Genomic DNA, 23,745 nt, shown 5'->3' on the forward strand with positions numbered 1-23,745 from the left:
CAACCGCGCGGGTGAGACCGGACCCGCGGCGGGTGGCTCAGTCGCAGACCACCCGGGCGTCGGCCCAGTCGGCGTGGTCGGAGCCGTTGCCGTCACCGCCGTCCTCGATCCGCAGCGTCAGTATCCTGACCCCCGTCACATCGGCATCGACGGCGCGGGCACTGTCGGCGCCGCGGACGACAGGGGTGTCGGCGAGTTGCTTGCCATCGCCGAGCACCTGATACGCCACCGATCCACCCCCGACCTCGTCATCGATACCAACCTCGGCATGGAAGGTGTGACAAGCACTGCCGAGCCAGACGGTGACCTCGCTGGCCGCGTGCGCCCCAAGGCCCTTGGCGTACGTCTTCCCGCCGATGGTCAGGGCTTTTCCATCGCCGGCGCTGTTCTCGCCGTTGGACTTGTCGCGCTCGACCGGGCCCCACCCGTTGGACGAGCTCAGGAACGGCAGGTCGCTGACATTTGCGGTTCCGCTCGGGTTGGCGGGCGGCACGAACACCCGGACTGCCTTCTCCACACGCACCGGATGGTCCACCGGATCATTGGGGAAATGGAAATGGTAGGTGGCGACGACCGGCAGGTCGTAATACCCCGAGTCAGCCTTTACCGGTGGCGTGACGGCCCATCGGCCCTCGATGGACGAGCCGTCCTGCATATCCGGCTTCGACACCTTCGCACCGTCGACCTGCCACCCGGAGGGCGGCGTCACGCTGAGGTCCACGTCGCTGATCGGCCCGTTCGCCGAAAGATTGAACGTGCCGCTCATGTCGATGGCGCGGCCCGGTTGCGCATCCGTCGTCCCGGTCGGGGTCACCGTGAGGGACGTCTTCGGCCGCTGGCGGCCGTTCGCAGCCAAAGCGTGGACCGACCCGTCGTCGGTGAGGGCGATCACCCAGTCACCGCTGACGGACAGTGCCGAGGTCACCCCGCCGCCGAGGTTGTACTCGGTCAGCAGCGTGCCGGCGGCGCGGTCCAGGACGAGCAGACGCCCGTCCCGGGTGCCCGCGTAGACGTAGTCCTTGGTGGCCAGGGCGTGCATCGCAGGGGATCCGGGCCCCGTGTTCTTGGCGCAGCCGCTGGCCACCTTCGCCTTGTCGTCCTTGGGGCTCTCCCCGGGCAGGTAGCCGACCTTGGTCTCCCACAGCGGCTTGGACGGGTCGGCCGCCTTGGTGTCGTAGGCGCGGATGAACCCTTCACGGCTCGCGACGTAGGCGATGTCGCCCCAGACGGCGGGGCTGGTCACCGGAGCCTTGCCGTTCTCGCAGAGCCAGGGGTCGTCCGAAGGGTTCTTCCACAGGACCTTACCGGTCGTGAGGTCGAGCCCGCGGACACCGCTCGCGGTCGCCGTCACCAGCTGCGGGTCCCCGCTGGCCGGATCGGTGAGGACCGGGGAGGAGTGGCTGTCGATGCCGCCGCCGGTGTCCTGTGCCCACAGCTGCTTGCAGGTCGCCAGATCCATGGCGATCAGCTTGTTGCTGGAACCATCGTGCAGGTAGGCGGTGTTGGAGCCGGGCTGACGGATCGCCGTGCTGTGGAACTGACCCCAGCCGAACGAGCCGCCGAAGCCGCCGGGCAGCATGCTGCCGGTCGCGCCATCACGGCAGCGGATGTTGTACGCGTCCTGGTAGACGGCGACCGAGCGCTGGTCGGTGCCCGCAAGCGCGAAGACGCTGACCGGACCGCCCGCGCGACCGTAGCGACGCACGGTGTTGCCGTGCTGCTCCTCACGGTCGATCGACTGCCACACGACGTGGCCGTCCTCGGAGTCGAGAGCGTAGATCCGGCCGACGCCGGTGGTCAGGTAGACCTTGCCGTCGTGCAGGGTCGGCGCCGACTCGGCGTCGCCGTCCAGATAGGTGCGCCAGATCTCGCGGCCGGACTTGAGGTCGTAGGCGAGCATCATGCTGTACGGGGAGTCGAACGCCCGGGAAGAGACGATCACCTTGCCGTCGGCGATCAACGATCCGTTGAGGTTGAACTGCTCACCGGTGTTGGCGGCCCAGCGCAGGCTGAGCTCGCTGCCCGGGTTGTCCGTGCTCGCGGAGCGCCCTGCCTCGTCGCGGCCCTGCCGGGTCCAGTCCTGGCCGCTCTTGGGCTTGTGCAACTGGCTGTCGGGCACCACCGTGAAGGTGTTCTCGATGGTGGGCCACGCCTTGCCCTTGGTGTCGACGGCAATCATCTGAGCCGTGTACGTTCCCGGGGCCAGACCCTCGATGCGGTCACTGGCCCGCGTCCAGGAGATCCGGGCGTCCGGGCAGGTCTCCGGCTTGCCGCCGGGCGCCGTGTAGCAGTTCTCGATGCCCGTCCGGTCGTTGCCCGCGCCGAACTTCAGGCGCTTGTGCTTTTGCACCGCATGGCCGCGGCTGTCGCGGATGGTGAGGGTCGCGTTGTCCGGGGTACGGCCGTCGTCCTCTGCGTACATCTCGAGCGGGATCTTGGCGCTGGCGGGGTGGACGCTGTCCTGTGAGGGGCTGACCAGCGCGGCATCGTCATGGACGTTGAACTCCCGGTGCGTACCCGTGACGAGGCCGGTGTCTTCGTTGCGCTTGGTGGCCGGGTCGTCGGTGATGTCCTTGAAGTCAAGGATCTTGTAGTCCGGCTGGGAGCCGTCGATGCCGTAGGTGCCCTGGTTGTTGATCTCAACCGAGCGGTCCCAGGCGCCGCGCCGGTACTCGGCCTGCTGATTGTGGCCCGCGGCGAACAGCCGCACGTCGTACTTCGCCAGCTCGTCGACGGTCGGCTGCATGCCGGCGCCAGGTCCCCACTGGGTGAACAGGGACCGGTGCGCGAAGACCAGCACCTGCTTACCCACGGCGTGGCGCTTGAGGTCCTCCCGCAGCCACTCCAGCTGCGGCTTCAGACCGCTGGAGTCGTAGTTGTCCTCAAGCACGACGATGTGCCGGCCGTTGCGATCGAAGCTGTACCACTCCGGGCCCATGTTCCGCCGGTAGAACTCCATACTGCCGCCATAACCACGGGAGTTGACATCGCCACCGAAGTCATGGTTGCCGATCACCGGGTAGAAGGGCATGCCGAGTTTGCCGTCGGTCAGGCCCTTGCGCAGGCCGTCCCAATTGCGCTGCCGGCCCGACGGCGCAGTCCCGTCGATGACCGTCATGTCACCCGTGTCGATCGCCATCGACGCGCCGTCGACCTCGGACATCGCCTCGACGTGGCCGGTCCACTCCGGGTCGCCGGCCGTCTCGGTGTCGGAGACCATCAACCACTTCTCGGTGGGGTTGGCGGCGTTCTTGTCCTTGACGAGGGCGAAGTCGATGCCGGTGCTCGGACCGCCCTCGGGCACCTTGTGGAAGTACTCCGGGACGTAGTCGTCGCGCAGGTGCGGGGTGTAGCCGTTCGGGGAGACGATGCTGATCAGGTCGGTCTCCCGGCGGGCCGGGTCCATCTGCAGGCTGTACGAGCCGTCCGCGCCGGTCGTCGTCCAGCCGGCGCCGTCCGTGACATCGACCCCAGCCATCGCAGCTTCGCCCGCGTCACGCTTGCCGTTGCCGTTGGCGTCCTCGAAGACCGTGCCCGTGACCGTGACCGTGTCCGCGGTCGCCGCTGCCCCGTCGGCGAGCGGCGCCGCCGAGGCCACCTGGGGAGCCAGGAAGGACAGCGTCACCACGCCGACGGCGGCCAGCTTGATCCGCCCGCGGCCGGCGCGCACCCTGGCGACCAGCTGGGCGACCTGGAGCCGCCCGGTGCGGATCTGCCACACCGCGAGCAGCAGCGCGGCGGCCGCCGCGATGCCGAGCGCCACACCTGCCCACGGGAAGGTGGGAAGCGCGTGGGCACCCGATGCGTCGACGACGGGGGTCTGCGCGTTGGCATTGACCGTGGTGCCGTCGAACTCGGCGACGACCTGGGTCAGCCCGCCCTTCTGCAGCATCGCGCTCAGGTCGAGCTTGTCGACGTGGCAGCTCCACGCCAACTCGACCACCACACCGCCGGGGACGCCACCGCCGTCCCCGGCGACGCCGGAGCCGGTGGCAGGGCAGCTCGCGCTCAGCAGGTGCGACGCCCAGGCACCTGCCTTCTGTGGTGACACCACGTCATGGTGGACGATCAGCCGCCCACTGGTGACGTTTTCCTTGGTCGATATGACGAGTTCGGCGTGCTCCGGTGACACATGCGCAGCAGCTGGCTGTGCACAGAAGCCCAGGATGAAGAAGAGCAGCGCAAGGCCTAGACCTGCTGCTCTACGAAGGAATCTCATGGGCAAGGACGCTAGCTTGACTGGACAACTTACCGGTCAGGAAGCGGCAATCTTCATCGAACGGTCCGCCGGAATTCACGGAAGGGCGCATGAGGTCTCCCATGGCGGCGCCCCTGCTCCACTGCCGATGGTCCTGGAGGACACGCGATACTGCCCAGAAACGGGACCGAGCACGGGTGCGCATCGTGCCAAGCCGGGTCGCTGCACACACGCGGGGCCCGGCGTCGTTCCGACCAGACAAGGAAAACGGCCCGCCTGGGCTACCGGCGGACCGTCACGCAAGACCGGGGCTGCACGACTCGTGAAGATCCTGCCGCGGTCGCCCGGCTCGCTTTACCGCCCATCGGGCCCATACGCGGAACGAGGTCGGCATCTCAGGATGTCCAGGCCTGCGTGTGCTGTCCTGGCTTGCCTCTGCCGGGCGGATGTCCGGCGGTCGCCAGGCGGTCGCCAGGCGGTCGCCAGGCCGTCACGTGAGGGAGTTCAGCGTGGTCGAGGAGCACGTCGCCGTGCGCGATCCGGGCCGCCCGCCCGAGACGGACCGCATACGGGATATGCGTCGCCGACCGGGACGCGAAAGCGGAGGACCAGTGCGCCCAAGACCGTTCGGGGCGTGCCGGTGAGCCAGGACTCACTCCTGCTCACTGCCCAGGAACGGTTCGCTCATGACTGTGCCTCGCTTCCTTCCGGTGCGCCGTCCGCGGTGAGACCGCCTCCTGCCCCGAACACGGGCAGGAAGACGTGCTGATGGCCGTAGCCGGCCTCGATGTTCGCCACATCCAGTTCCGTGGCGCCGATGGACCAGATGACCAGCGCGCTGTCCCGCTTGGCGGTCGCACGGGTGATGAGTTGCTTGGAGAGCCGGGAGGGCGCGGCGAAGCTCAGCGCATACGTGGCTGCGACGTCGTCCAGGCCCTTCACCGCCTGGGTGAAGCCGGCGCGCCCGACGTTGTAGGAGGTGTCGCCCGACGGCGGGCTGCCGAGGGCGCTCAGCGCCGCCGTGGTTGCACGCCGCCACCCGGCGACGGTTTGGGCGCTGGGCGGCTTCGCCTTCCCCGCCCCCGGGGGCGGCATGGCGCGGTACATCTCCTGCAGTACAGGGGTGAGCTGCTTGACGAGGCCGCGCGTGGTGCCCGTGAGGACCTTCACTTCGCGCTTGTTGCGGACGGCGTCCTGGGCACGGATCTTGGCGGCGGTCGCGTGGATGGTCTCGGCCGTGCTGGGAGGACGGACCAGGACCGTTGCCGCGACGATGCCGCCCACCGCGGCCATCGACAACGCGCCGACCAGCGCCCCGCGCCGGAATGCGCGCGCACTGCCGGTGGTGGCGTCGGCCGACTGGTGGCGTCGGCGGCGGGGAAGGACGGGACGAGATGACGTGCTCGAAGCAGGCATGGGCCGTACTCCTTGTCTGTGCGTGGCGTGACGGGTGGTGCCGGGTGCGGCCGGGGAGAACCCGGCCGCACCCGGCACCGTGAGTGGTGCGATTACTTCCCCAGTGCCTTGTTCACGGCGGCCACCTGGGCGGCAACCGTCTGGTAATCGGCCGCTGACAGTCCCGCCTCGGAGGCGGTGCCGCCGAGCGCGACGATCAGATACTGCGCATCGCGGTTGAGCAGCGTCCGATCGGCGGACGTCAGGGTCACGTTCGCCTTGCCCGCGATCATGGCCCGCAGCTCGTCGAGCTCCTTGATGGCCTGCTTGGCCTGACCGCGTTCCTGTGCCTCCGCGGCCTTGTCGATCTGCCGGTGCAGCTTGTTGGCACTGCGCTGGTCGAGCTGCCCCTTGGCCACGGACTGGTCGATCAGCGCCCCCATGTCCTTGTAGGACGTGGTGACGTAGAAGGTCAGCCGGACGACGGTGGTATTGCCCGCGCTGTCGCGCGCTGTCACCACGAACGTGTGCTCCCCCAGGTCCAGTTGGCGCAGTGGCAACTGGGAGGGCGTCGTCGTGGTGACGGGCTTGCCGTCCAGGGTCGCGCTGCTGGAGGCCACTCCCGACGTGGCGTCGGCCGCGCCGACTCCGATCGACACGGTCATGCTGTCGCCGTACACGGTCTTGTCGGTCAGGCCGCTGACCAGCACCACGGGCGCAGTGCCGTCGATCTTGAGCGTGCCGGCCTTGACGGACTCAACGTTGCCCGCCTTGTCGGTCGAGCGGTAGGAGATGGTGTGAGTTCCGTCGCCGCTCACGGTGAACGCACCCGTGAACGGCTTCCAGTCGCCGCCGTCGACCTTGTACTGCGTGGAATCGGCTCCGGAGCCGCTGCCGTCGTCGGTTTTGAGCGTCACCGAGGCGGTACCGGTCTGCCAGCCATTGTCGCCGGTGGGTCCGGCTATGGCCGCCGTGGTGACCGGCGCGGTCGCGTCGACGTTCACCTGCTTGGTCACGGCGTCGCCGGCGTTCCCGGCCAGGTCCGTCGGATGCACGACGAGCGTGTGCTTCCCGTCGGCCATCGAGACGGGCGTGGTGTATCCGACGCCGGTCTTGCCGTCGAGGTCGTACTTCAGGGCGCCGGCGCCACTGCCGGCGTCCTGGGCGGTGACCGTGGCGGTGACCGGCGAGGTGTACCAGCCGTTCTTGCCGTTCGGTGCGGCCGGGTCGAGCGTGACAGCCGCGGTCGGCTTGTCCACGTCCACCTTCACCGTGACGCTCTGGGCCGTCTCGATGTTCCCGGCCTTGTCCACCGACCGGAAGTCCACCGTGTGGGTTCCCGTGGTGTCGATGGTCAGCGAAGCGGTGTAACGGGTGTACGAGGCCGCGCCGTCGAGCTTGAACTCGGTGCGGTCCACCCCGCTGCCGCCCGCGGCGTCGGTCGCAGCGAGTGACACCGAGACCGGCGAGACGTACCAGCCGGCCTGCCCGTCCGGGGTGCCGGGGGTCAGTGTCGCCTTGGTAACCGGGGGCGTCTTGTCCCCCGTACCCGTCGCGCCGTCGAGATGGAAGTAGTCGAACTTGGCGGTCGCCGGCGTCTGCTGGTTCACCCCGATGGCGAACACGCCGAGCGCTGATCCCGTGTCCAGAGCGGTGTTCGTCAGCGGGGCCGACATCTCGGTCCAGCTTTTGCCGTCACTGGAGTAGAAGCCGTGATAGGTGCTGCCCTGCTTGGCGATCCGCAGGTACCAGACGCCACCGGTCAGGTTCCTGACGTCCGGCGCGGTCGCGTCGACCTTACCGCCCGCCTCGGAGCGGAACTCGATGCGCCGGCTGGTCGCGGAATCCGCGATGTAGTCGAGCTTGACGTAGTTGTCGTCGTCGACGCGGACCATCACGCCGCCCTGCTGATAGCCCTGGTTGAAGGCGGTACCGTCGATCTTGGTCTCGATCGTCCAGTCGCCGGCCGGGGCCTTCTGCAGGATCAGGTTCTTGGGGTCGGTGTTGGGTGTGGAGAAGATGTCTCCCTTCGAGGTGGTGATCTGCAGCTGCCCGTCACTCATCCCCAACGCGGTCGGGTCGGGCCGTACGAGGGAGTTCCAGCGGCAGCCGTCCAGCGCGCTGCCGTCGAACTCGTCACCCGGGGTGGCCTGGGGGGCCGACGCGTCGGGCGTGATGTGGAACCAGTCGAAGGCCGCGTCGATCACCGGCGTGGTGCCCTTGCCGGCCAGGCTCATCAGGCCGATCCGGGGGTTGGTGATGCCGCTGATCGGCTTGGCGCCGGGGATGTCCTTGAAGGTCGCGCCGTCCGAGGAGTACGACCCGGTGATGTTGGTGCCGTCGCTCGTCAGACGCAGGTAGACGGTGCTGGGGAAGTTCGGGCCAACGGCGGCGCTGTTGGTCTCCGAGGGGCTGCCGTTGTTCTCACGGGCGAACTGGAAGACGTTCTGCGCGGAGTCGGGCGAGCCGGAGCGGCCCTCGAACATCATCTTGGCGTAGTTGTTGTCGTCGCCGTACAGGACGAGGCCCGCCTGCTGGTAGCTCTGCACCGCGGGCAGGGTCAGTTTCGTGGTCGCCTGCCACGCGCCGGAGGGGGCCGGCTGCAGGACGATGTTGGGGGTGTCGCCTCCTGCGCCGTAGATGTCGGTGTCGCTGGTGGGTATCACCAGGCTGCCGTTCTTGACCGCGAGGTCCTGGTTCTGCCGGACGACGCTCCACCGGGTTTCGTCCAGCGAGGTGCCGTTGAACTCGTCCGACAGCTTGCCCAAGCAGCTGATGGTGGGGAGGGTGGCGGTGCCGCTGATGGTCTCTTCCTCGATGCTCGAGACCCCGAGGGCGTTGGTTGCGGTCATCTTCGCGGTGAACGGCCCGGCCTTGGTGTAGGTGTGGGTCGGGTTCTGCTCCGTGGAAGTGGCTCCGTCGCCGAAGTCCCACTTGTAGCTGAGCGCCGACCCCTGGGGGTCGATTCCACGGGCGGTGAACTTCACCGCCAGAGGCACGTCGCCGCTGAGCGGCTGCCCATCCACCATCACGAACGGCTGGGCGGTGCCGGCCGTCGCGCCCCTGCCGTCGAGGTGCATCCAGTTGAGCCGGAAGAGGTTCTGGGCTCCGGCGCTCGCGCCCTTGAAGACCAGGTACAGCGTGTGGCTGCCACCAGGGTCCTTGACCGGGGCTGTGATGTAGCTGTACTCGCCCTTGCCGGCCGGTACGGCGGCGGTGGCGATCAGCGGTCCGGTGACGCTGTCCGCGCGCGCCTCGATCGTGCCGCCGGCCAGGTTGGCCACCCGGAAGGTCAGCGAGTCGATCCGGGAGAAGTTGACGTCGCTGTAGGCGGTGTACGACCCGTCGTTGATCCCGGCAACATCCACTTCACCGTGGGTCGGGTCGGTGGTGGCGGCCGACACGATGCTGCTGGAGGCGGCCGTGCGGAACTCCGCCTGCATCTTCTTCGGATGCAGGACGATGGTCTTCTTACCGGTCAGCGGGCTGGAGCCGCCGGCGCCGCCCTTGTCCCGGTAGGTGGTGTCCAGCACCCAGAAGATGTTTTCGGCCCCACCGTGTCCGGGCGACATCTCCGTCTGGCTGGTGCCCTGGCAGGCGTGGAACTGCTCCAGCGCGTGCGCGTGGGTCGCGTGACCGAGGGACGCCGTCACCGTCAGCTGGGAGCAGTCGATGCCGCCGCCCGGGTTGGTCGAACCGTCCTCGGGGTCGGTGACGGTCGTGGAGAAGTCGACCTTGTCGCCCCAGTCGAACGCCCCGCCGTCGGCGGGTCCGTCGAAGGTGACGGTCGGCTCGGTGTTGCCGACGGTGATCTGCTGGGTCAGCGAGGCCGACTTGCCGGCCGTGTTGGTCACGGTCAGGCTCGCGGTGAAGTTGCCCGCAGTCGTGTAGGTGTAGGTCGGGTTCGGTTCGGTGGAGTCGACCGTGCCGTCGGCGTTGTAGTCCCACGCGTAGGTGAGCGAGCCGCCGTTGGGGTCGGTCGATCCGTTGGAGGAGAACTTCACGGTCAGCGGTGCGCTGCCGTTGGTCGGGGTGGCGGTCAGCTTGGGCACCGGCGACCGGGTGCCGTTGACGTAGTCGATGCGGTAGATGCCCGAGTCGGCGTTGTTGCCGCCGAAGCTGCTGCCCCATTCGATCATGTAGAGCGCACCGTCGGGCCCGAACTTCATGTCCATCGGCTTGGCGAAGCTCATCCCCTTCAGGAAGGGGTTGACCTTGTTGACCGCGGACTGGTTGTCGTCGAGCTGGAACGTGTACATCTGGCTGCTGTTCCACTCGGCGAAGATCGCCTTGCCGTCGTAGTACTCGGGCCACTTTTTGTCGGAGTTCAAGGCCGCGTCGTACCGGTAGATCGGGCCGGCCATGGGAGCGCCGCCGCTCAGCGGGGGAAACTCCGCGCTGCCGTCGTAGTGGTACCAGACGGTGGCCGGGATCGGCTTGGGCAGCTGCTTGAGCCCGGTGTTGTTGGGCGAGTCGTTGACCGGGCCGTTGGTGCAGTCGTAGGGCGCACCGGACACGCCGGTGGCGTAGTCGTAGTGGATGTACGGCTGGTTGTTGGCGAGACAGAAAGGCCAGCCGTAGTTGCCCGGCTTCTGCAGGATGTTCCATTCCACCGCGTTCTTCGGGCCACGCTTGGGGTCGTCACCGCCCGCGTCCGGGCCGTAGTCCGCGACGAGCACCCGTCCGGTCTCGGGGTCGGTGCCGATCCGGAAGGGGTTGCGGAACCCCATGGCGTAGATCTCCGGCTTGGTCTCCGCGGTACCGGGCGGGAAGAGGTTGCCCGACGGGATGCTGTAGGTCCCGTCCGCCTCGGGACGGATCCGCAGGACCTTGCCCGACAGGGAGTTGGTGTTGCCCGATGAGCGCGCGGCGTCGGACGCCGACTTGCCCGGCCTGTAGTCCAGCGGCGCGCGGGAGTCCGTCGGGCTGCCGAAGGGGTTGGTGTTGTCGCCGGTGCTGAGCCAGAGGTTCCCGTCCTTGTCGAACAGCATGGCACCGCCGTGGTGGCAGCACGTGTCCCGCTGCACCGGCACCTTGAGCACGACCTTCTCGCTCGCCTTGTCCAGGGTGCTGTCGGAGTTGACGGTGAAGCGGGAGATCTGGTCCACCGACTCACCTGGCGGCGAGTAGAAGACGTACAGCCAGTTGTTGGTGGCGAAGCCCGGGTCGAGCGTGAGACCGAGCATGCCGCTCTCATTGGCCGTCAGCACGTCGAGGTGCCCGGATTTCACCACCTGGTTGCTGTCCGGCAGGATGGCCTTGACGTCACCGTCGAGGCTGGCGTAGAACACCCGGCCGTCCTTGGCGACCTGCAGCATCATCGGGTCTTCCGTGTCGGTGTCCAGCGGGACCTTCTGGAAGCTCGAGGTGAGGGAGGCGGAACAGTCCGCCTGCACTGCTCCGGCGGTGGTCTGAAGGCCGCCGAGGAGCAGGTGCAGGAAGTTCGGGTCGGTGTAGCTCTCCTTCGTGTGCCCCAGGCCGGTGTACCAGGACTTGCCGCCGTCGTAGTTCTGGCACCAGGTGTTGGGGTGGTCCGTGCCCATCCCGCCGCCGCTGTACGACTTCTCGTCCAGCGAGGTCAGCACGTGGACCTTGCCGCGCGGGTTGGCCTGGTAGTCGTACCACTCATCGGTGCGCGACCACCGGCTCGGCAGTTCCTCGGTCGACGGGTGGGCCTGATCCTCCACGTTGAGCGTGGCCTGCTGTATGGAGGGGTGCGTCTTGAAATAAGCGCCGACCAGATTGCCGTACCAGGCCCAGTTGTATCCCGAGTCGGCCGCGGCGTGGATGCCCACGAAGCCGCCGCCGTGCTCGATGTACTTCTGGAACGCGGCCTTCTCCGACTCCTGATCCAGCGGATCACCCGTGGTGGAGAGGAAGACAACCGTCTGGTACTTCGCCAGGTTCTCGTCGGTGAAGAGCGTCGCGTCCTCGGTCGTGTCGACAGCAAAGTTGTTGTCCTGACCGAGCTTCTGGATGGCGGCGATGCCGTCGGGGATCGAGTCGTGCCGGAATCCCGTGGTCTTGGAGAAGACCAGGACCCGGAAGGGCGGAGTGTCTCCCGTATGCGCATGTGCGGTGCCTGCCAGGCCCGCCAGCAAAGGTACGGTGAGAAGCACGGCCGTCACTGCCGCCAGCAGGCGGCTTAGTGATCGTCTCACTGATGCTCCTGTGTAGTGAGTTGTGTGCACGAGATATGGAGTGCTGTGAGATGCGGCGGGGTGGAGGTGCGGCTGCGAATCCGCCTCCACCCCGTTTCGTGCGTTCCTTGCTTACCGGCCCGACCCTGTGGAGGGGCGAACCGGCGTTCTGCGGACAGCGGCGTGGCGCCAGGCAGTGGGCCGGCCGTCGCTGTGCGGTGTGTCGTGGTGTGCTGTGTGGGTGCGTGTTGGGCGGCGGAGCCTGCCGGGTCACGTCGGTTCGACGCCGGTCCAGTTGCTCCCGTCGGCCGCGCTGCGCTCGACGGCGGCCAGCACACGCTGTACCTGGAGTCTGTCGGCGAACGACGGCGCGGGGTCGTCGCCGGCCGCGACGGCGAGGAGCAGGTCGCGGATCTCGTGCGTGAAACTGTGTTCGTACCCGAGCGGGTGGCCCGGCGGCCACCAGGCCGAGAGGTACGGGTGCGTCGGCTCGGTGACGAGAATGCGCCGCATGCCGGCCGTGGCCGCGTCCTCGGTCCGGTCGTAGAACATCAGCTCGTTCAGCGACTCCAGGTCGAACCCGATCGAGCCGTCCGAGCCGTTCACCTCGATACGCAGCGCGTTCTTGCGCCCCGTGGCGAACCGGGTGGCTTCGAAGGTGGCCACGGCTCCGCCCGCGAACCGGGCGATGAACAACGCTGCGTCGTCCACGGTCACCTGGCCGGTCTCGGCGCCACCGGCCGCGCTGAGCCCGCTCGACCGTTCCGGCAGCGGCCGCTCCTTGACGAACGTCTCGGTGAGAGCGGAGACCCCGGTGATCCGGTCTCCGGTCAGATACTGGGCGAGGTCGACGATGTGCGCTCCGATGTCACCGAGCGCTCCGGACCCGGCGTGCTCCTTGCGGAGCCGCCATGCCAGGGGGAAGTCCGGGTCGACGATCCAGTCCTGGAGGTAGACGGCCCGCACATGGCGGATCGTGCCGAGCCGGCCCGTGGCGATGAGTTCTCGCGCCAGCGCGATCGCCGGGACCCGCCGGAAGTTGAACCCGACCATGGAGCGTATCCCGCGCCCGCGGGCGCGCTCCGCCGCTTCGGCCATGGCGACCGCTTCGTCAAGGGTGTTGGCGAGTGGCTTCTCGTACGCCGTGGCCGCCGCGGCAACCGTCCCGGTCCGCTCTTTCACGAGGTCTCCGTTCCATGACCAGGTCCAGGACCTGCGATTCGTCGATATGCCGCGCAGCGCTCTGGTGTACGATGCGGCCCTCCTTCACCACGCGGACGCGGTCGGCGAGACTGAGCACTTCGGGTACCTCGCTGGAGACCAGCAGGACACCGATGTCCGAGTCGGCCAGAGCGCGCACCAGCGCGTACAACTCGGCGCGGGCACCGACGTCCACACCGCGGGTCGGTTCGTCCAGCAGCAGTAGTCGGCAGCCCTTGAGGAACCAGCGCGCCAGTACGGCTTTCTGCTGGTTGCCGCCCGAGAGCGTGCGCACGGGCCGACTGGGATCGTCGGGGCGCATCTCCAGTGAACGAGCCTGCGCGGCGGCCTCGTTGCGCTCGGAACTGTTTGGTGATATTTCGCATTTCGAGCAAAGAAGCAGACAAGTCGACACCCTCGGATGTGACGTATCGGCAGGCTGTCGCAGCGCGTGCCGTGTGATGTGGGTTGCTGACCGGGCCGGCGGGAGAAGCTTCGGCGGGTTGCCGACGCCCTGGAGCAGGATTCAGCCCGACGCCGCGCCGCCGCCTGACGACGGCGTGTACACATGCTCGCTGACGAGCTGTCGGGATACGGCTGAGAACAAGGTGCCGGCGGTTGACGCTCTACCGGAGGCCCGTTGGGGCGGAAGCCTCGAACACCCTTTAATTCGTATGCTGCCCTGACAAAATAGGGTCGGAGCCACCAGCGGTCAAGAAGTTGGTCAAAGCCCGCCGCGACCTTGTACCAGTCCGAACACATAGATGGGAAACTCTTCTATGCGGTCCAGCTCCCACAGCCGATGCCAGAGAAGCTCGCGCGCGAGCGGGTCCCGGCCCAGCAGGTCCGCACGGATCCGACGCTGGACGAGGTCGGCCACGATGAGGCCGCGCCGGGTGTGCGCCTCCCCCTCCAGCCCGTCATCGGTGTGGACACGCAGGATGCCGCCGGTCACCGAATCCTCCGAGCCCGGCAGCCCGTTGCGCCAGCGGAACAGCGGCTGCGCGGGCAGATCAACGAGCTCCACCGTGACATCAGTGATACGCATGACCGTCCTTCACCTCCCTGGAATCGTATGGATCAAGAAGAGGCGTCGCCGTCGGGAAGGAGCCGTTTGCGGATCGCCCGCCGGAACTGACTCACCGTCATGTCGATGTGTCCGGCCATCAGCGATTCCGCCTGCTCGTCGTCCCCGAAGGCGATGGCCGCGGCGATCGCCTGGTGCTGCTCGGCAGCCACCACGAGCGACCCGCCCGCGACGCCGGCCAGCCCTATGGCACTGACCTGTCGCTGCAGATATCGCACGGAGTCGACCGTCGCGCCGAAGAACATGTTCGACGCCGCCGCGCCGATCGCGCCATGGAACCCCTCGTCGGCCCGGGTGAAGGCCTCGATGTCGCTGTCCAGCGCCGCCTCCATCGACCGCACGGCCGCCTCGCGGATCGCATTGACCTGCGTGGGAGCGGCCCGTTGCGCAGCCAATCGCGCCGTCGCGGTCTCCACGTAACGGCGAAACTCGAACATCTCGTCCACCTGCCGCAGGTCGGCCGGCAGGAACTGCGAGAACGACTCTCGCCACTGCGCACCCTCCGGGTCGGCGACATAAATGCCGCGCCCCTTCTGCACGGACAGGCGCCCCACCGCGGAGAGGATCTTCACGGCTTCCCTGACCACCGTCCGGCTCATCTGAACGGCGTCGGCCAGGTCCTTCTCGGTGGGCAGCCGGGTACCGGGGCTGAGCCGCTCCTTGACGATGTACTCAAGGATGCGCTCGGCCGCGATCTCGTAACCGGGACGGTACCCGCCCCTGGTGCTCGCCGACTGAAAACTGGATGACAGCTCGAGCGTCAAGCTGTGCTCCCCTCACATCTTCAGGGCTTTTCACGGACTCGGATCTCACTTGCCCGCCCCCACTTGCGCGAATGTTTCAGCTCTATTCGAGAACGCACTGGGCAGTTAATCAAATCTAAAGCCTTGACGCGAGAGGCCCGGCGCGCCCAGACTCGTCTAGCTCCGGGTGATCTACGTCAGGTCCCACCACCGGGGCGTCCCCCCTTCCGTTTCGACACCGCACACCGCGACACCCCACGGGTGGCATGTGCCTGATACAAGCCCGGGCCGCTGGCCCGGGTAGGACGGTGGACAGCGCAGCCACCGCCGCGTTCGCCGCCACCGCTCGGATACTGCGCCCGATCCCCGCATCCGGCGGCCGGAGCCAAGCCCCGGCCCACTCCCCTCCGGACAACTGCAGCACTCGTCCCCTCCCCGGTCGGTCTGCTCAGCCTCGCTCCTGCACACGCACACGCTTCGCGACCGGATTCACTCATCCCGCTCCAGCAGAGGAGACCCTCGTGGGAAAGCGACGAAGTGCGGATCCTGGCGGGCGGCCGGCGTGTCCGGCCGCCCGCCCGCCAGTTCCCTTCTTCCTGTTCTGCTAGGAGAACCGTGAACGCAACCCCACCCGCTGCCGCAGAGCTGACCGTCACTGATTCCGGTTTCCTGCGGGCAGGACGGCCGCACCAGATCGTGTCCGCAGCCATTCACTACTTCCGGGTCCACCCGGAGCTGTGGGACGACCGGCTGCGGCGGCTGCGCGCCATGGGCGTCAACACCGTGGAGACCTACGTCGCCTGGAACGTCCATGAGCCCGCGCCGGGGCAGTACGACTTCACTGGCGCGGCCGACGTCGCCACCTTCATCACCACCGCCGGCCGGCTCGGGCTGGACGTCATCGTGCGGCCGGGCCCGTACATCTGCGCGGAATGGGAGTTCGGCGGTCTGCCCGGCTGGCTTCTGGCGGATCCCGCCATGCGCCTGCGCAGCCACGATGAGCGCTACCTCGCCGCCGTGGACGCCTGGTTCGACGTGCTCATGCCCGTCCTCGTGCCGCTGCTGGCCCAAAACGGCGGACCGGTGGTGGCCCTGCAGATCGAGAACGAATACGGAAGCTACGGCAACGACACCGCATACCTCGAACACCTGCGGCAGGGCCTGATCCGGCGGGGTGCCCACTGCCTCCTGTTCACAGCCGACGGCGCCACCGACCCCGTCCTGCGCGGCGGCACCATACCCGGTGTCCTGGCGACCGCTACCTTCGGTTCCCGGCCGGAGGAGTCACTCGCGGTGCTCCGCCGCCATCAGGCGACCGGCCCGCTGGTGTGCATGGAGTACTGGCATGGCTGGTTCGACCACTGGGGCGAAAGGCACCACGTGCGCGACCCCAAGGAAGCCGCCGACGAACTGGACCGCATGCTGGCCCAAGGAGCCTCGGTCAACATCTACATGGGCCACGGCGGTACCAACTTCGGATGGTGGAACGGCGCCAACCACGACGGCAACACCTACCAGCCCACATGCACCAGCTACGACTACGATGCCCCGGTGGGCGAGGCAGGCGAACTGACCGCGAAGTTCCACGCCTTCCGGGAGGTCATCGCCCGGCACACCGGGCCCATCGAGCACGAGCCGCCCGCACCGCCCGACCGGCTGGCACCGCAGTCGCTGACCGTCACAGGCACCACGACACTGCGGGAATCGCTGGACGTCCTGGCCACTCCGCTACGGCGCGTGTCGCCCGAGCCCATGGAGGCTCTGAGCCAGAGCCTGGGACTGATCCACTACCGCACCCGGCTGCGCGGGCCGTGGCCCGCCGCGATGCTGCGCATCGACGGCCTCGCGGACCGCGGGCAGGTCTTCCTCGACGGCGTCGCGATCGGCGTGCTGGACCGCGACCACCCGCAGGCCGAACTGCCGGTCACTGTGCCCGATGACGGCGCCGAGCTGGAGGTGCTGGTGGAGAACATGGGACGGATCAACTACGGCCCGCTGCTGGGCGACCGCAAGGGGATCACTGGTGGAGTCCGCCTGGACACCCAGTTCCAGTTCGGCTGGGACACCCGCCCCCTTCCCCTCTCCGACCTCACCGGACTCCGGTTCAGCCCGCAGCCCGCGGACCGGCACCCGGCCTTCCACCGGGTCGAAGTCGACATCGCCACCCCTGCCGACGGATTCATCGCCCTCCCCGGGTGGAACAAGGGCATGGTGTGGGTCAACGGCTTCGCCCTGGGCCGCTACTGGAGTCGCGGTCCTCAGCGCACCCTCTACGCGCCGGGCCCGGCGTGGAAGGCCGGCCGCAACGAGATAGTAGTGCTGGAGCTCCACCAGGCCGGACGCACAGTCGAGATCCGCGACACTCCGGATCTGGGGTTCGAGACAGCGATGGCGCTGTGAGGGCGGCTCACTGCACGTTCACCGGTCCGCTGCCCACAGCCACGCCGGATCGGCCAGGATCCGCCGCACCTTCAGCGCTGCGGCGCCGATGACTGGGCCCCGCCGAACACATTGTGCGCGGCGGTTCATGTGAGCGGTCACGATGACACTCTGTTCCCGCACCATCCGTGAGTGGCACCCCGCGGTGGGCGACGCCATGACGCGTCGCCCACCGCGGGGTGGGCCAGTGCTTCCTTTCCTAGTTGCTGCCGCAGGTCAGGATGGGGTTGACCCAGTCGCCGTGGTCGTTGCCGTTGCCGCCGTCGCCCACGGACAGGTCAAGGATCTGGCCGCCGGTGACGGGGACGTCGATGGCTACGGACGCCGACTTCCCGTTGAGCACGGGGGTGGTGGTGAGGACCTTTCCGTCGAGGAGGACGGAGAAGGTGGCAGTGCCCGGGTCACCATTGTCGAATCCGACGGTGGCGGTGAACTTGCTGCACTGTCCGCCGAGGTAGATCTGCACGTCGCTGGGCGAGTTGGTGCCCGGTCCCTTGGCGTAGACGGTGCCGCCGAGCTTGAGCGGGGTGCCGTCGTTCGGTGCGGTGCCGCCGACGCTCTGGTCGCGTTCGACCGGTCCCCAGCCGTTGGTGGCGGACAGGAACGTCAGGTCGCTGACCTGGTTGGTGCCGGCGGGCGGCGGGACGGGGGTCGCCCCGACGATCCGCTCGTCGGCGACGGTCTGCCACCGGCCGCCCTGGACGAACTGCACGGTGGCGGTGAGCGGGTTCACCTGGCCGGGGGTGGCCGGCGCGGTGACGTCCCAGGTGAAGATGGCCGATGTCCCGCCGGGCACCCGCACGGGGTCGGCCGCTGCGGGGCGCGGGCTGACGGTCCAGCGCCGCGTACGCCCTGCAGCCGCCAGGTAATGGTGTGTGCGCCCAGCGGGTCCCCTACCAGGGCGGCGCGGGTCAGCCCGCAAACGGTGCTGGCGTCGGACCGTCCCCAGTTCTCGTCATGTCCCATGTTCACGGCGAGGACGGAGACGACGTTGTCGCCGCCGGTCTTGAGGACGCCGGCCGGGAAGTTCTAGGTCTTCGGGCCGTCGGCGGTGGAGCTGCCGAGGAAGGTGCCGTTGAGCCACACGGAGGAGGCTGCCGCCTTGCCGCTGCTCCGGGTGGACAAGATGATGCCGGTCGTCTTGTCGTCGCCGGTGAACCGGCCGCGGTACCAGGTGGATCCCGTGTGGAAGCCGTAGTCGTCGGCGAACAGCACGGGCAGGGTGACCGGAGGGGTGATCTTCGACGCGGCGCATCAACCGCTATCAGGCCGCCCTCGAAGCCGGAGCCGACCCAGCCGTGGTCACTCAGTGGATCAACGAGGCACAACGCGACCAGGAAACGGCGCAAAAGAAGCCCGACGCGCTGCCCGCCGTCACCCGAAAGACGGAGCCACAGCTCACCGCCGACCAGATCCGCGCGATTACTGAGAGACTCGGAGACATCGCACAACACATCCGCGCCGTCGACGCACAGAAGAAGAGCCCCCTCTACGAAGCCCTCGGCATCACCATCAGCTATGAACACACAACGAGGACCGCGACCGTAAGGTCGAGGCCCTCGCTTCCGTATCGTTATAGCCAGTGTCCGAGGGGGGACTTGAACCCCCACGCCCGATAAAGGGCACTAGCACCTCAAGCTAGCGCGTCTGCCATTCCGCCACCCGGACTAGGTGATCGGCCCCGGTCTCCCGCGGCGACAAAGAAAACAATACCAGGGGTTTGGGGTGCCTCTCACCTGCATATTCGGTGGTCAGTGGGGGTGGCGGGCGCACGGAACCCGTTGGCCTGGCCGTGCGTACGGTCTGTCGTCGTTCGTGCACGTGCAGTACGTCCGGCTGCCGCGAAGACGGTCGGGCTAGCTTCGCCTGCATGAGTGATCGCGGCTATCGGCGGCCCCGTGCGCTGTCCCCCTTGCGTGAGCATCTGCGCGATACGTTCTGGTTCGCTCCGACGGTGGGCCTGGTGTGCGCCTTCGCCGCGTGGTGGGGCGTCTCGACGCTGGATACGGAGATCATTGCGCGGCTCCAGGGCGAGCACGCGTACGGCGAGGTCAGTGATCTGATCAAGTTCGCCGACGACGCCAGGACCATCGTCACCACCGTCGTATGTGAGCGCCACGCTGCGGCTCATGCAGGTGGGGCCTGTGGTCGATCGCATCACCCGTGAATCCGTGCGGATGCTCCGGCGGATGCCAGCTCGGGCGGGTGCATCACCGGGACCGGGCGGGGGCGGTGCGGCTCGTGCAGGAGGGGCCGGGCTGGTCCGATCTGGTGGATCTTGCCCTTGAGGAGATCCGGTGCTGCGCGACGAGGAGTCCGCAGGTGTCGCGGCGGATGCTGGCCGGGATCGATGACCTGCTGGTATTGGCGTCGGAGGACCGGAAAGGCGTGCTGGTCAGGCACCGTACGCTCCTGGTGAGGGCAGTGGAGCGCACGGTGCCTGACGTCACCGCGCGGGAGTTCGCGCTCCTCCCCGATCGTCAAGGGATCGAGTGAGGACCAGGGTTTCCCCTCCGGTTACGGCATCAGGTGGTAGTCCGGGAAGTTGCCCGGGAGCCGCTCTCCGGGCGGGCCGTCCGTCACCGCTCTGACCAGCAGTTCGCCACCCACGAAGGCGCCCCGCCAGGAGGCACCGAACCCGCCGAAGAGTTCCTCGCGGTCGCCGCGGGAGCGGGGTGTGCCGTGGCCGGTCTTGAATGCCCGGATCTGAGGGGCGAGGCGGGCGTACGTTGCCGGGTCGTCGGTCGACAAGGTGGCGACCAGGGCGCCGTTCGACGCGTTCATGGCTGCCAGGAGTTCCGCCTCCGTATCGACGAGGACGATCGTGTCGACCGGGCCGAACGGTTCCGCGTGATGGAGCGGCGACGACGGGGGCGGGTTGAGGAGGGTGACCGGGTGGAGGTACGCGCTGGTGTCCTGCCCCGGGAGGAAGTGGGCGTCGGCCGTCGACCCCCGGTGGAGCGGGACCGCGCCCCGGTCGATGGCCTCCGCGACCTGATCGGCCAGCTCCTTGGCCTTGGCTGCGTTGATCAGCGGGCCGAAGTCGAGAGTGGGGAGCGGGTCGGTGGGGCTTGCGACTGCCAGGGGGTGGCCCGTGCGGAGGGAGCGGACGGCGGGGAGGTAGGCCGACAGGAACGCGTCGAACGCGCTGCGCTGGACCACGAAGCGGGGGTACGCGGTGCAGCGCTGCTTGCCGTAGTCGAAGAGCTTCGGGATGACGGCGGTCAGGGAGGGCCAGTCCGTGAAGTTCCAGATGCCCCAGGTGTTGAGGCCCTCCTGCTCGAGGATGTGCCGTTTGCCGAGGTCGGCGACTTCGGTGGCGATGCGGGCCCCGGTGTCCCGGCCGCCGACGAAGGAGACGCAGCCGATCTCGGCCGAGCGGACGAGGGGCGCGGAGAGTTCACTGCCGCTGCCGCTGACGAGGGTGAGCGGGATGCCCTCGCGGGCGGCGAGTGCGCAGGCCAGGGTGAGGCAGGCGACACCGCCGTCGGTGGGGGTCTTGGCGATGACCGCGTTGCCGGCCAGGGCCTGGACGAGCATCGCGTGGACCAGCACGGACATGGGGTAGTTCCAGCTGGCGATGTTGGAGACCGGGCCCGGCAGCGGGGTGCGGTCGGCGAGGAGCCGGTCTATGTGGTCGACGTACCAGCGGACTCCGTCGATCGCGCGGTCCACGTCCGCCTGGGCGAGGCGCCAGGGTTTGCCGATCTCCCAGACGAGGAGGAGGGCGAGGAGTTCCCGGTGTTGGGTGAGCGCGTCGAGGGTGGCTGATACGCGGGCGCGGCGTTCGGGGAGTGGGATGTGGCGCCAGGCGCGGTGCTGGTCGAGAGAGGCCCGGACCGCCTGTTGGGCGGTGGGGGAGTCCAGACGGGGCGGGCCGGCGATGGGAGTGCCGTCCACGGGGCTGGTGGCGGGGAGGGGGTGGCCGTCCTGCTGCCAGGAGGCGGCCCAGAGGTTGAGGACCCGGTCGCCCCGGAAGGCCTCGGGGGCGGTGGTGAGGCAGCGCTGCCAGGCATCGGCCCAGGCGGTGCCCGGTTTGAGGGTGAGGGGTGGGGCGGGCGTGTTGTCGGGCGTGTGGGTGGGTGCCATGAAGGTCTCCGCTCTCGGTGCACAGTCGGGGCGGGAGGTGGGATGGCTCGCTCGTTCCGGACGGTGGTGAGTGGGGATGGGGGGTGGGCGTGACGTTGGCTCAGGGGTGAGGGACGTCACGGTCACGTGGTGAGGGGTGAGGGGTCGGGGCTGGGTGGGGGTCCGGGTGCGGGGTGGTGGGGCGCCTGCGGCGGGGCTTTCCCCTACCCGCCCCTTCCCGAAACCGGGGCTCCGCCCCGTACCGGCTGTCCTCAAGCGCCGGACCGGCTGGTTTTCGGGGCTCCGCACCGGACCCCGGTCCTCAAGCGCCGGACGGGTTGGATGTGCCGGACGGGACGGATGTGTCCGAAGGGCTGGATGTACCCGAAGGGCTGGATGTACCCGAAGGGCTGGATGTACCCGAGGGGTTGGAATGCTCCCCCAGCTTCTCCCGCACCAACCGCGCCGTCTCCGTCGGTGTCGCGCCCACCGCGACCCCCGCCGCCTCCAGTGCCTTCTGCTTCGCCTCCGCCGTGCCCGACGAGCCCGAGACGATCGCACCCGCGTGGCCCATCGTCTTGCCCTCGGGGGCCGTGAAGCCCGCGATGTAGCCGATCACCGGCTTGGTGATGTGCTGTGCGATATGTGCCGCCGCTCGTTCCTCCGCGTCGCCGCCGATTTCTCCGATGAGGACGATCAGCTCGGTGTCCGGGTCGTTCTCGAACGCGGTCAGACAGTCGATGTGCGTCGTGCCGATGACGGGGTCGCCGCCGATTCCCACCGCCGATGTGAAGCCGATGTCGCGCAGTTCGTGCATCAGCTGGTACGTGAGCGTGCCGGACTTCGAGACGAGGCCGATCCGGCCCGGTCCGGGGGCGATGTCGGCCGGGATGATGCCCGCGTTGGACTGGCCGGGGGTGATCACGCCGGGACAGTTGGGGCCGATGATGCGGGTGCCGCGGCTGCGGGCGTGGGCGTGGAAGGCGACGGCGTCATGAACCGGGATGCCTTCGGTGATGACCACCGCCACAGCAATCCCCGCGTCGACCGCTTCGATGACGGCCGTCTTGGCGAACGGCGGCGGTACGAAGACCACGGTGACGTCCGCTCCCGTGGCGTCCATTCCTTCGCGTACGGAGCCGAAGACGGGGATCCCGGCACCGTCGATGTCCACGCTCCGGCCTGCCTTGCGCGGGTTGACGCCGCCTACGATCCGGGTGCCCGCCGCCAGCATCCTGCGGGTGTGTTTCATGCCCTCGGCGCCGGTCATGCCCTGGACGAGGACCTTGCTCTCCTTGGTGAGATAGATGGCCATGTCACGTCTCCTTAGGCTGCGGCGGCCAGTTGGGCCGCTCGGCGCGCGGCGCCGTCCATCGTGGTGGACTGCTCGACCAGGGGGTGCGCGTGTGCGTCGAGGATCGCGCGGCCGCGGGCGGCGTTGTTGCCGTCGAGCCGGACGACGAGCGGTTTGGTCAGGCGTACGGACTGCAGCGCCTGGACGATGCCGTCGGCGACCGCGTCGCAGGAGGTGATGCCTCCGAAGACGTTGACGAAGACCGACTTCACTGCCGGGTCGGAGAGGATGACGGAGAGGCCGTCGGCCATGACGGCGGCCGAGGCGCCACCACCGATGTCGAGGAAGTTGGCCGGGCGGGCTCCGCAGCCGGCGACGACGTCGAGGGTGGACATGACGAGTCCGGCGCCGTTGCCGATGATGCCGACCTCGCCGTCGAGTTTGACGTAGTTCAGGCCCTTGGCCGCGGCGGCCGACTCCAGGGGGTTGCCGTGGGGGTCATCGGATTCCGCACCCCAACGGGACTGGCGGAAGCGGGCGTTGTCGTCGAGGGTCACCTTGCCGTCGAGTGCGAGAATCCGTCCGTCCGTCGTCCGGACCAGCGGGTTGACCTCGACGAGCAGGGCGTCCTCCCTCGTGAGGACCTGCCAGAGGCGGTGGAGTACGGGGGCGGCATCAGGTGGTAGGGCTGCCGCTGCCGCGATCTCCGCGGCCTTCTTCTCAGTGACTCCTTCCACCGGGTCGACGGGGATGCGGGCCACTGCCTCCGGGCGGGTCGCGGCGACCTCCTCGATCTCCATGCCGCCCTCCGCCGAGGCGATGGCGAGAAAGGTGCCGTTCGTTCGGTCGAGTACGTAGCTGACGTAGAACTCCTCCTCGATGTCGACGGGTTGGGCGAGCATCACCGTACGTACCCGGTGGCCCTTGATGTCCATGCCGAGGATCTGGCGGGTGGTCAGTGCGGCCGCTGCCGGGTCGGCGGCGAGCTTCACTCCGCCCGCCTTGCCGCGACCGCCGGTCTTGACCTGGGCCTTGACGACGACGCGACCGCCGAGCCGGCCCGCTGCCGCCTTCGCCTCGGCCGCGCTGTCGATGACCTCGGCCTGTGGTACCGCTATGCCGTGTTCTGCGAAGAGTTGCCGTGCCTGGTGCTCGTACAGATCCATAGCCACTCCCGATCG

At 68.5% G+C, this 23,745-nt stretch carries 12 protein-coding genes, 1 tRNA gene and 3 pseudogenes; 3 read left to right on the top strand and 13 right to left on the bottom strand.

Going from position 1 to position 23,745, the window contains the following annotated elements; genetic code table 11:
- Positions 1 to 37 precede the first annotated feature (37 nt).
- From OG972_RS07345 to OG972_RS07375, 7 genes and pseudogenes are all read right to left on the bottom strand, one after another.
- Positions 38 to 4,132: an NPCBM/NEW2 domain-containing protein gene (locus tag OG972_RS07345; protein ID WP_266979382.1), complete on the bottom strand. Its 4,095-nt coding sequence runs from the start codon at positions 4,130 to 4,132 to the stop codon at positions 38 to 40.
- 750 nt (positions 4,133 to 4,882) lie between these two features.
- Entirely contained in the window at positions 4,883 to 5,614 is a 732-nt protein-coding gene (locus OG972_RS07350) for a hypothetical protein (protein WP_266979384.1), read from the bottom strand.
- A gap of 92 nt (positions 5,615 to 5,706) precedes the next feature.
- Complete coding sequence (locus OG972_RS07355; protein WP_266979386.1) at positions 5,707 to 11,754, bottom strand: ThuA domain-containing protein; 6,048 nt, start codon at positions 11,752 to 11,754, stop codon at positions 5,707 to 5,709.
- A gap of 249 nt (positions 11,755 to 12,003) precedes the next feature.
- Positions 12,004 to 12,870, bottom strand: a pseudogene (locus OG972_RS07360) (Gfo/Idh/MocA family protein); the annotation flags it as partial.
- Positions 12,845 to 13,297 (bottom strand): annotated as a pseudogene (locus OG972_RS07365) (ATP-binding cassette domain-containing protein); the annotation flags it as partial. The pseudogenes OG972_RS07365 and OG972_RS07360, both read right to left, overlap by 26 nt.
- Before the next feature lie 360 nt (positions 13,298 to 13,657).
- Positions 13,658 to 13,981 (bottom strand): hypothetical protein, encoded by a 324-nt coding sequence (locus OG972_RS07370; RefSeq protein ID WP_266979388.1) that lies wholly within the window; start codon positions 13,979 to 13,981, stop codon positions 13,658 to 13,660.
- 32 nt (positions 13,982 to 14,013) lie between these two features.
- Positions 14,014 to 14,784 carry a FadR/GntR family transcriptional regulator gene (locus OG972_RS07375; RefSeq protein ID WP_266979390.1) on the bottom strand — a complete coding sequence of 257 codons (771 nt, stop codon included), beginning with the start codon at positions 14,782 to 14,784 and terminating at the stop codon, positions 14,014 to 14,016.
- A 594-nt stretch (positions 14,785 to 15,378) separates the two neighbouring features.
- Between OG972_RS07375 and OG972_RS07380 the strand changes: the two genes are divergently transcribed.
- Positions 15,379 to 17,163 carry a beta-galactosidase family protein gene (locus OG972_RS07380; protein ID WP_266979392.1) on the top strand — a complete coding sequence of 595 codons (1,785 nt, stop codon included), beginning with the start codon at positions 15,379 to 15,381 and terminating at the stop codon, positions 17,161 to 17,163.
- 238 nt (positions 17,164 to 17,401) lie between these two features.
- On the opposite strand, the gene OG972_RS07385 is transcribed toward OG972_RS07380, so the two are convergent.
- On the bottom strand, positions 17,402 to 17,998 hold the full coding sequence (locus OG972_RS07385) for an NPCBM/NEW2 domain-containing protein (protein WP_266979394.1): 597 nt from the start codon (positions 17,996 to 17,998) through the stop codon (positions 17,402 to 17,404).
- Between the two features lie 233 nt (positions 17,999 to 18,231).
- Positions 18,232 to 18,417, bottom strand: coding sequence for a beta galactosidase jelly roll domain-containing protein (locus tag OG972_RS07390; RefSeq protein ID WP_266979396.1), 186 nt, complete (start codon positions 18,415 to 18,417; stop codon positions 18,232 to 18,234).
- 83 nt (positions 18,418 to 18,500) lie between these two features.
- On the opposite strand from OG972_RS07390, the gene OG972_RS07395 reads away from it, so the two are divergent.
- On the top strand, positions 18,501 to 18,821 hold the full coding sequence (locus tag OG972_RS07395; RefSeq protein WP_266979398.1) for a hypothetical protein: 321 nt from the start codon (positions 18,501 to 18,503) through the stop codon (positions 18,819 to 18,821).
- On the opposite strand, the gene OG972_RS07400 is transcribed toward OG972_RS07395, so the two are convergent.
- Positions 18,786 to 18,870 (bottom strand) — tRNA-Leu (locus OG972_RS07400). The genes OG972_RS07395 and OG972_RS07400 overlap by 36 nt on opposite strands.
- A 202-nt stretch (positions 18,871 to 19,072) precedes the next feature.
- On the opposite strand from OG972_RS07400, the pseudogene OG972_RS07405 reads away from it, so the two are divergent.
- Positions 19,073 to 19,698, top strand: a pseudogene (locus OG972_RS07405) (hypothetical protein).
- Positions 19,699 to 19,719: 21 nt separating this feature from the next.
- On the opposite strand, the gene OG972_RS07410 reads toward OG972_RS07405, so the two are convergent.
- The 3 genes from OG972_RS07410 to sucC form a co-directional block, all read right to left on the bottom strand.
- On the bottom strand, positions 19,720 to 21,291 hold the full coding sequence (locus OG972_RS07410) for an aldehyde dehydrogenase family protein (RefSeq protein WP_266979400.1): 1,572 nt from the start codon (positions 21,289 to 21,291) through the stop codon (positions 19,720 to 19,722).
- Between the two features lie 301 nt (positions 21,292 to 21,592).
- Positions 21,593 to 22,585, bottom strand: coding sequence for a succinate--CoA ligase subunit alpha (sucD, locus tag OG972_RS07415; protein ID WP_266979401.1), 993 nt, complete (start codon positions 22,583 to 22,585; stop codon positions 21,593 to 21,595).
- An 11-nt stretch (positions 22,586 to 22,596) separates the two neighbouring features.
- Positions 22,597 to 23,730, bottom strand: a complete 1,134-nt coding sequence (gene sucC / locus OG972_RS07420) for an ADP-forming succinate--CoA ligase subunit beta (RefSeq protein WP_266979402.1) — start codon at positions 23,728 to 23,730, stop codon at positions 22,597 to 22,599.
- Positions 23,731 to 23,745 lie beyond the last annotated feature (15 nt).

The sequence above is a fragment of the Streptomyces sp. NBC_01669 genome (genome assembly GCF_026339735.1).
Lineage (GTDB): Bacteria > Actinomycetota > Actinomycetes > Streptomycetales > Streptomycetaceae > Streptomyces > Streptomyces yanii.

Excerpts from the sequence above, each read along its gene's own strand:
- sucD (WP_266979401.1), bottom strand. The coding sequence starts at position 22,585 with ATGGCCATCTATCTCACCAAGGAGAGCAAGGTCCTCGTCCAGGGCATG.
- OG972_RS07370 (WP_266979388.1), bottom strand. The coding sequence starts at position 13,981 with ATGCGTATCACTGATGTCACGGTGGAGCTCGTTGATCTGCCCGCGCAG.
- sucC (WP_266979402.1), bottom strand. The coding sequence starts at position 23,730 with ATGGATCTGTACGAGCACCAGGCACGGCAACTCTTCGCAGAACACGGC.
- OG972_RS07350 (WP_266979384.1), bottom strand. The coding sequence starts at position 5,614 with ATGCCTGCTTCGAGCACGTCATCTCGTCCCGTCCTTCCCCGCCGCCGA.
- OG972_RS07410 (WP_266979400.1), bottom strand. The coding sequence starts at position 21,291 with ATGGCACCCACCCACACGCCCGACAACACGCCCGCCCCACCCCTCACC.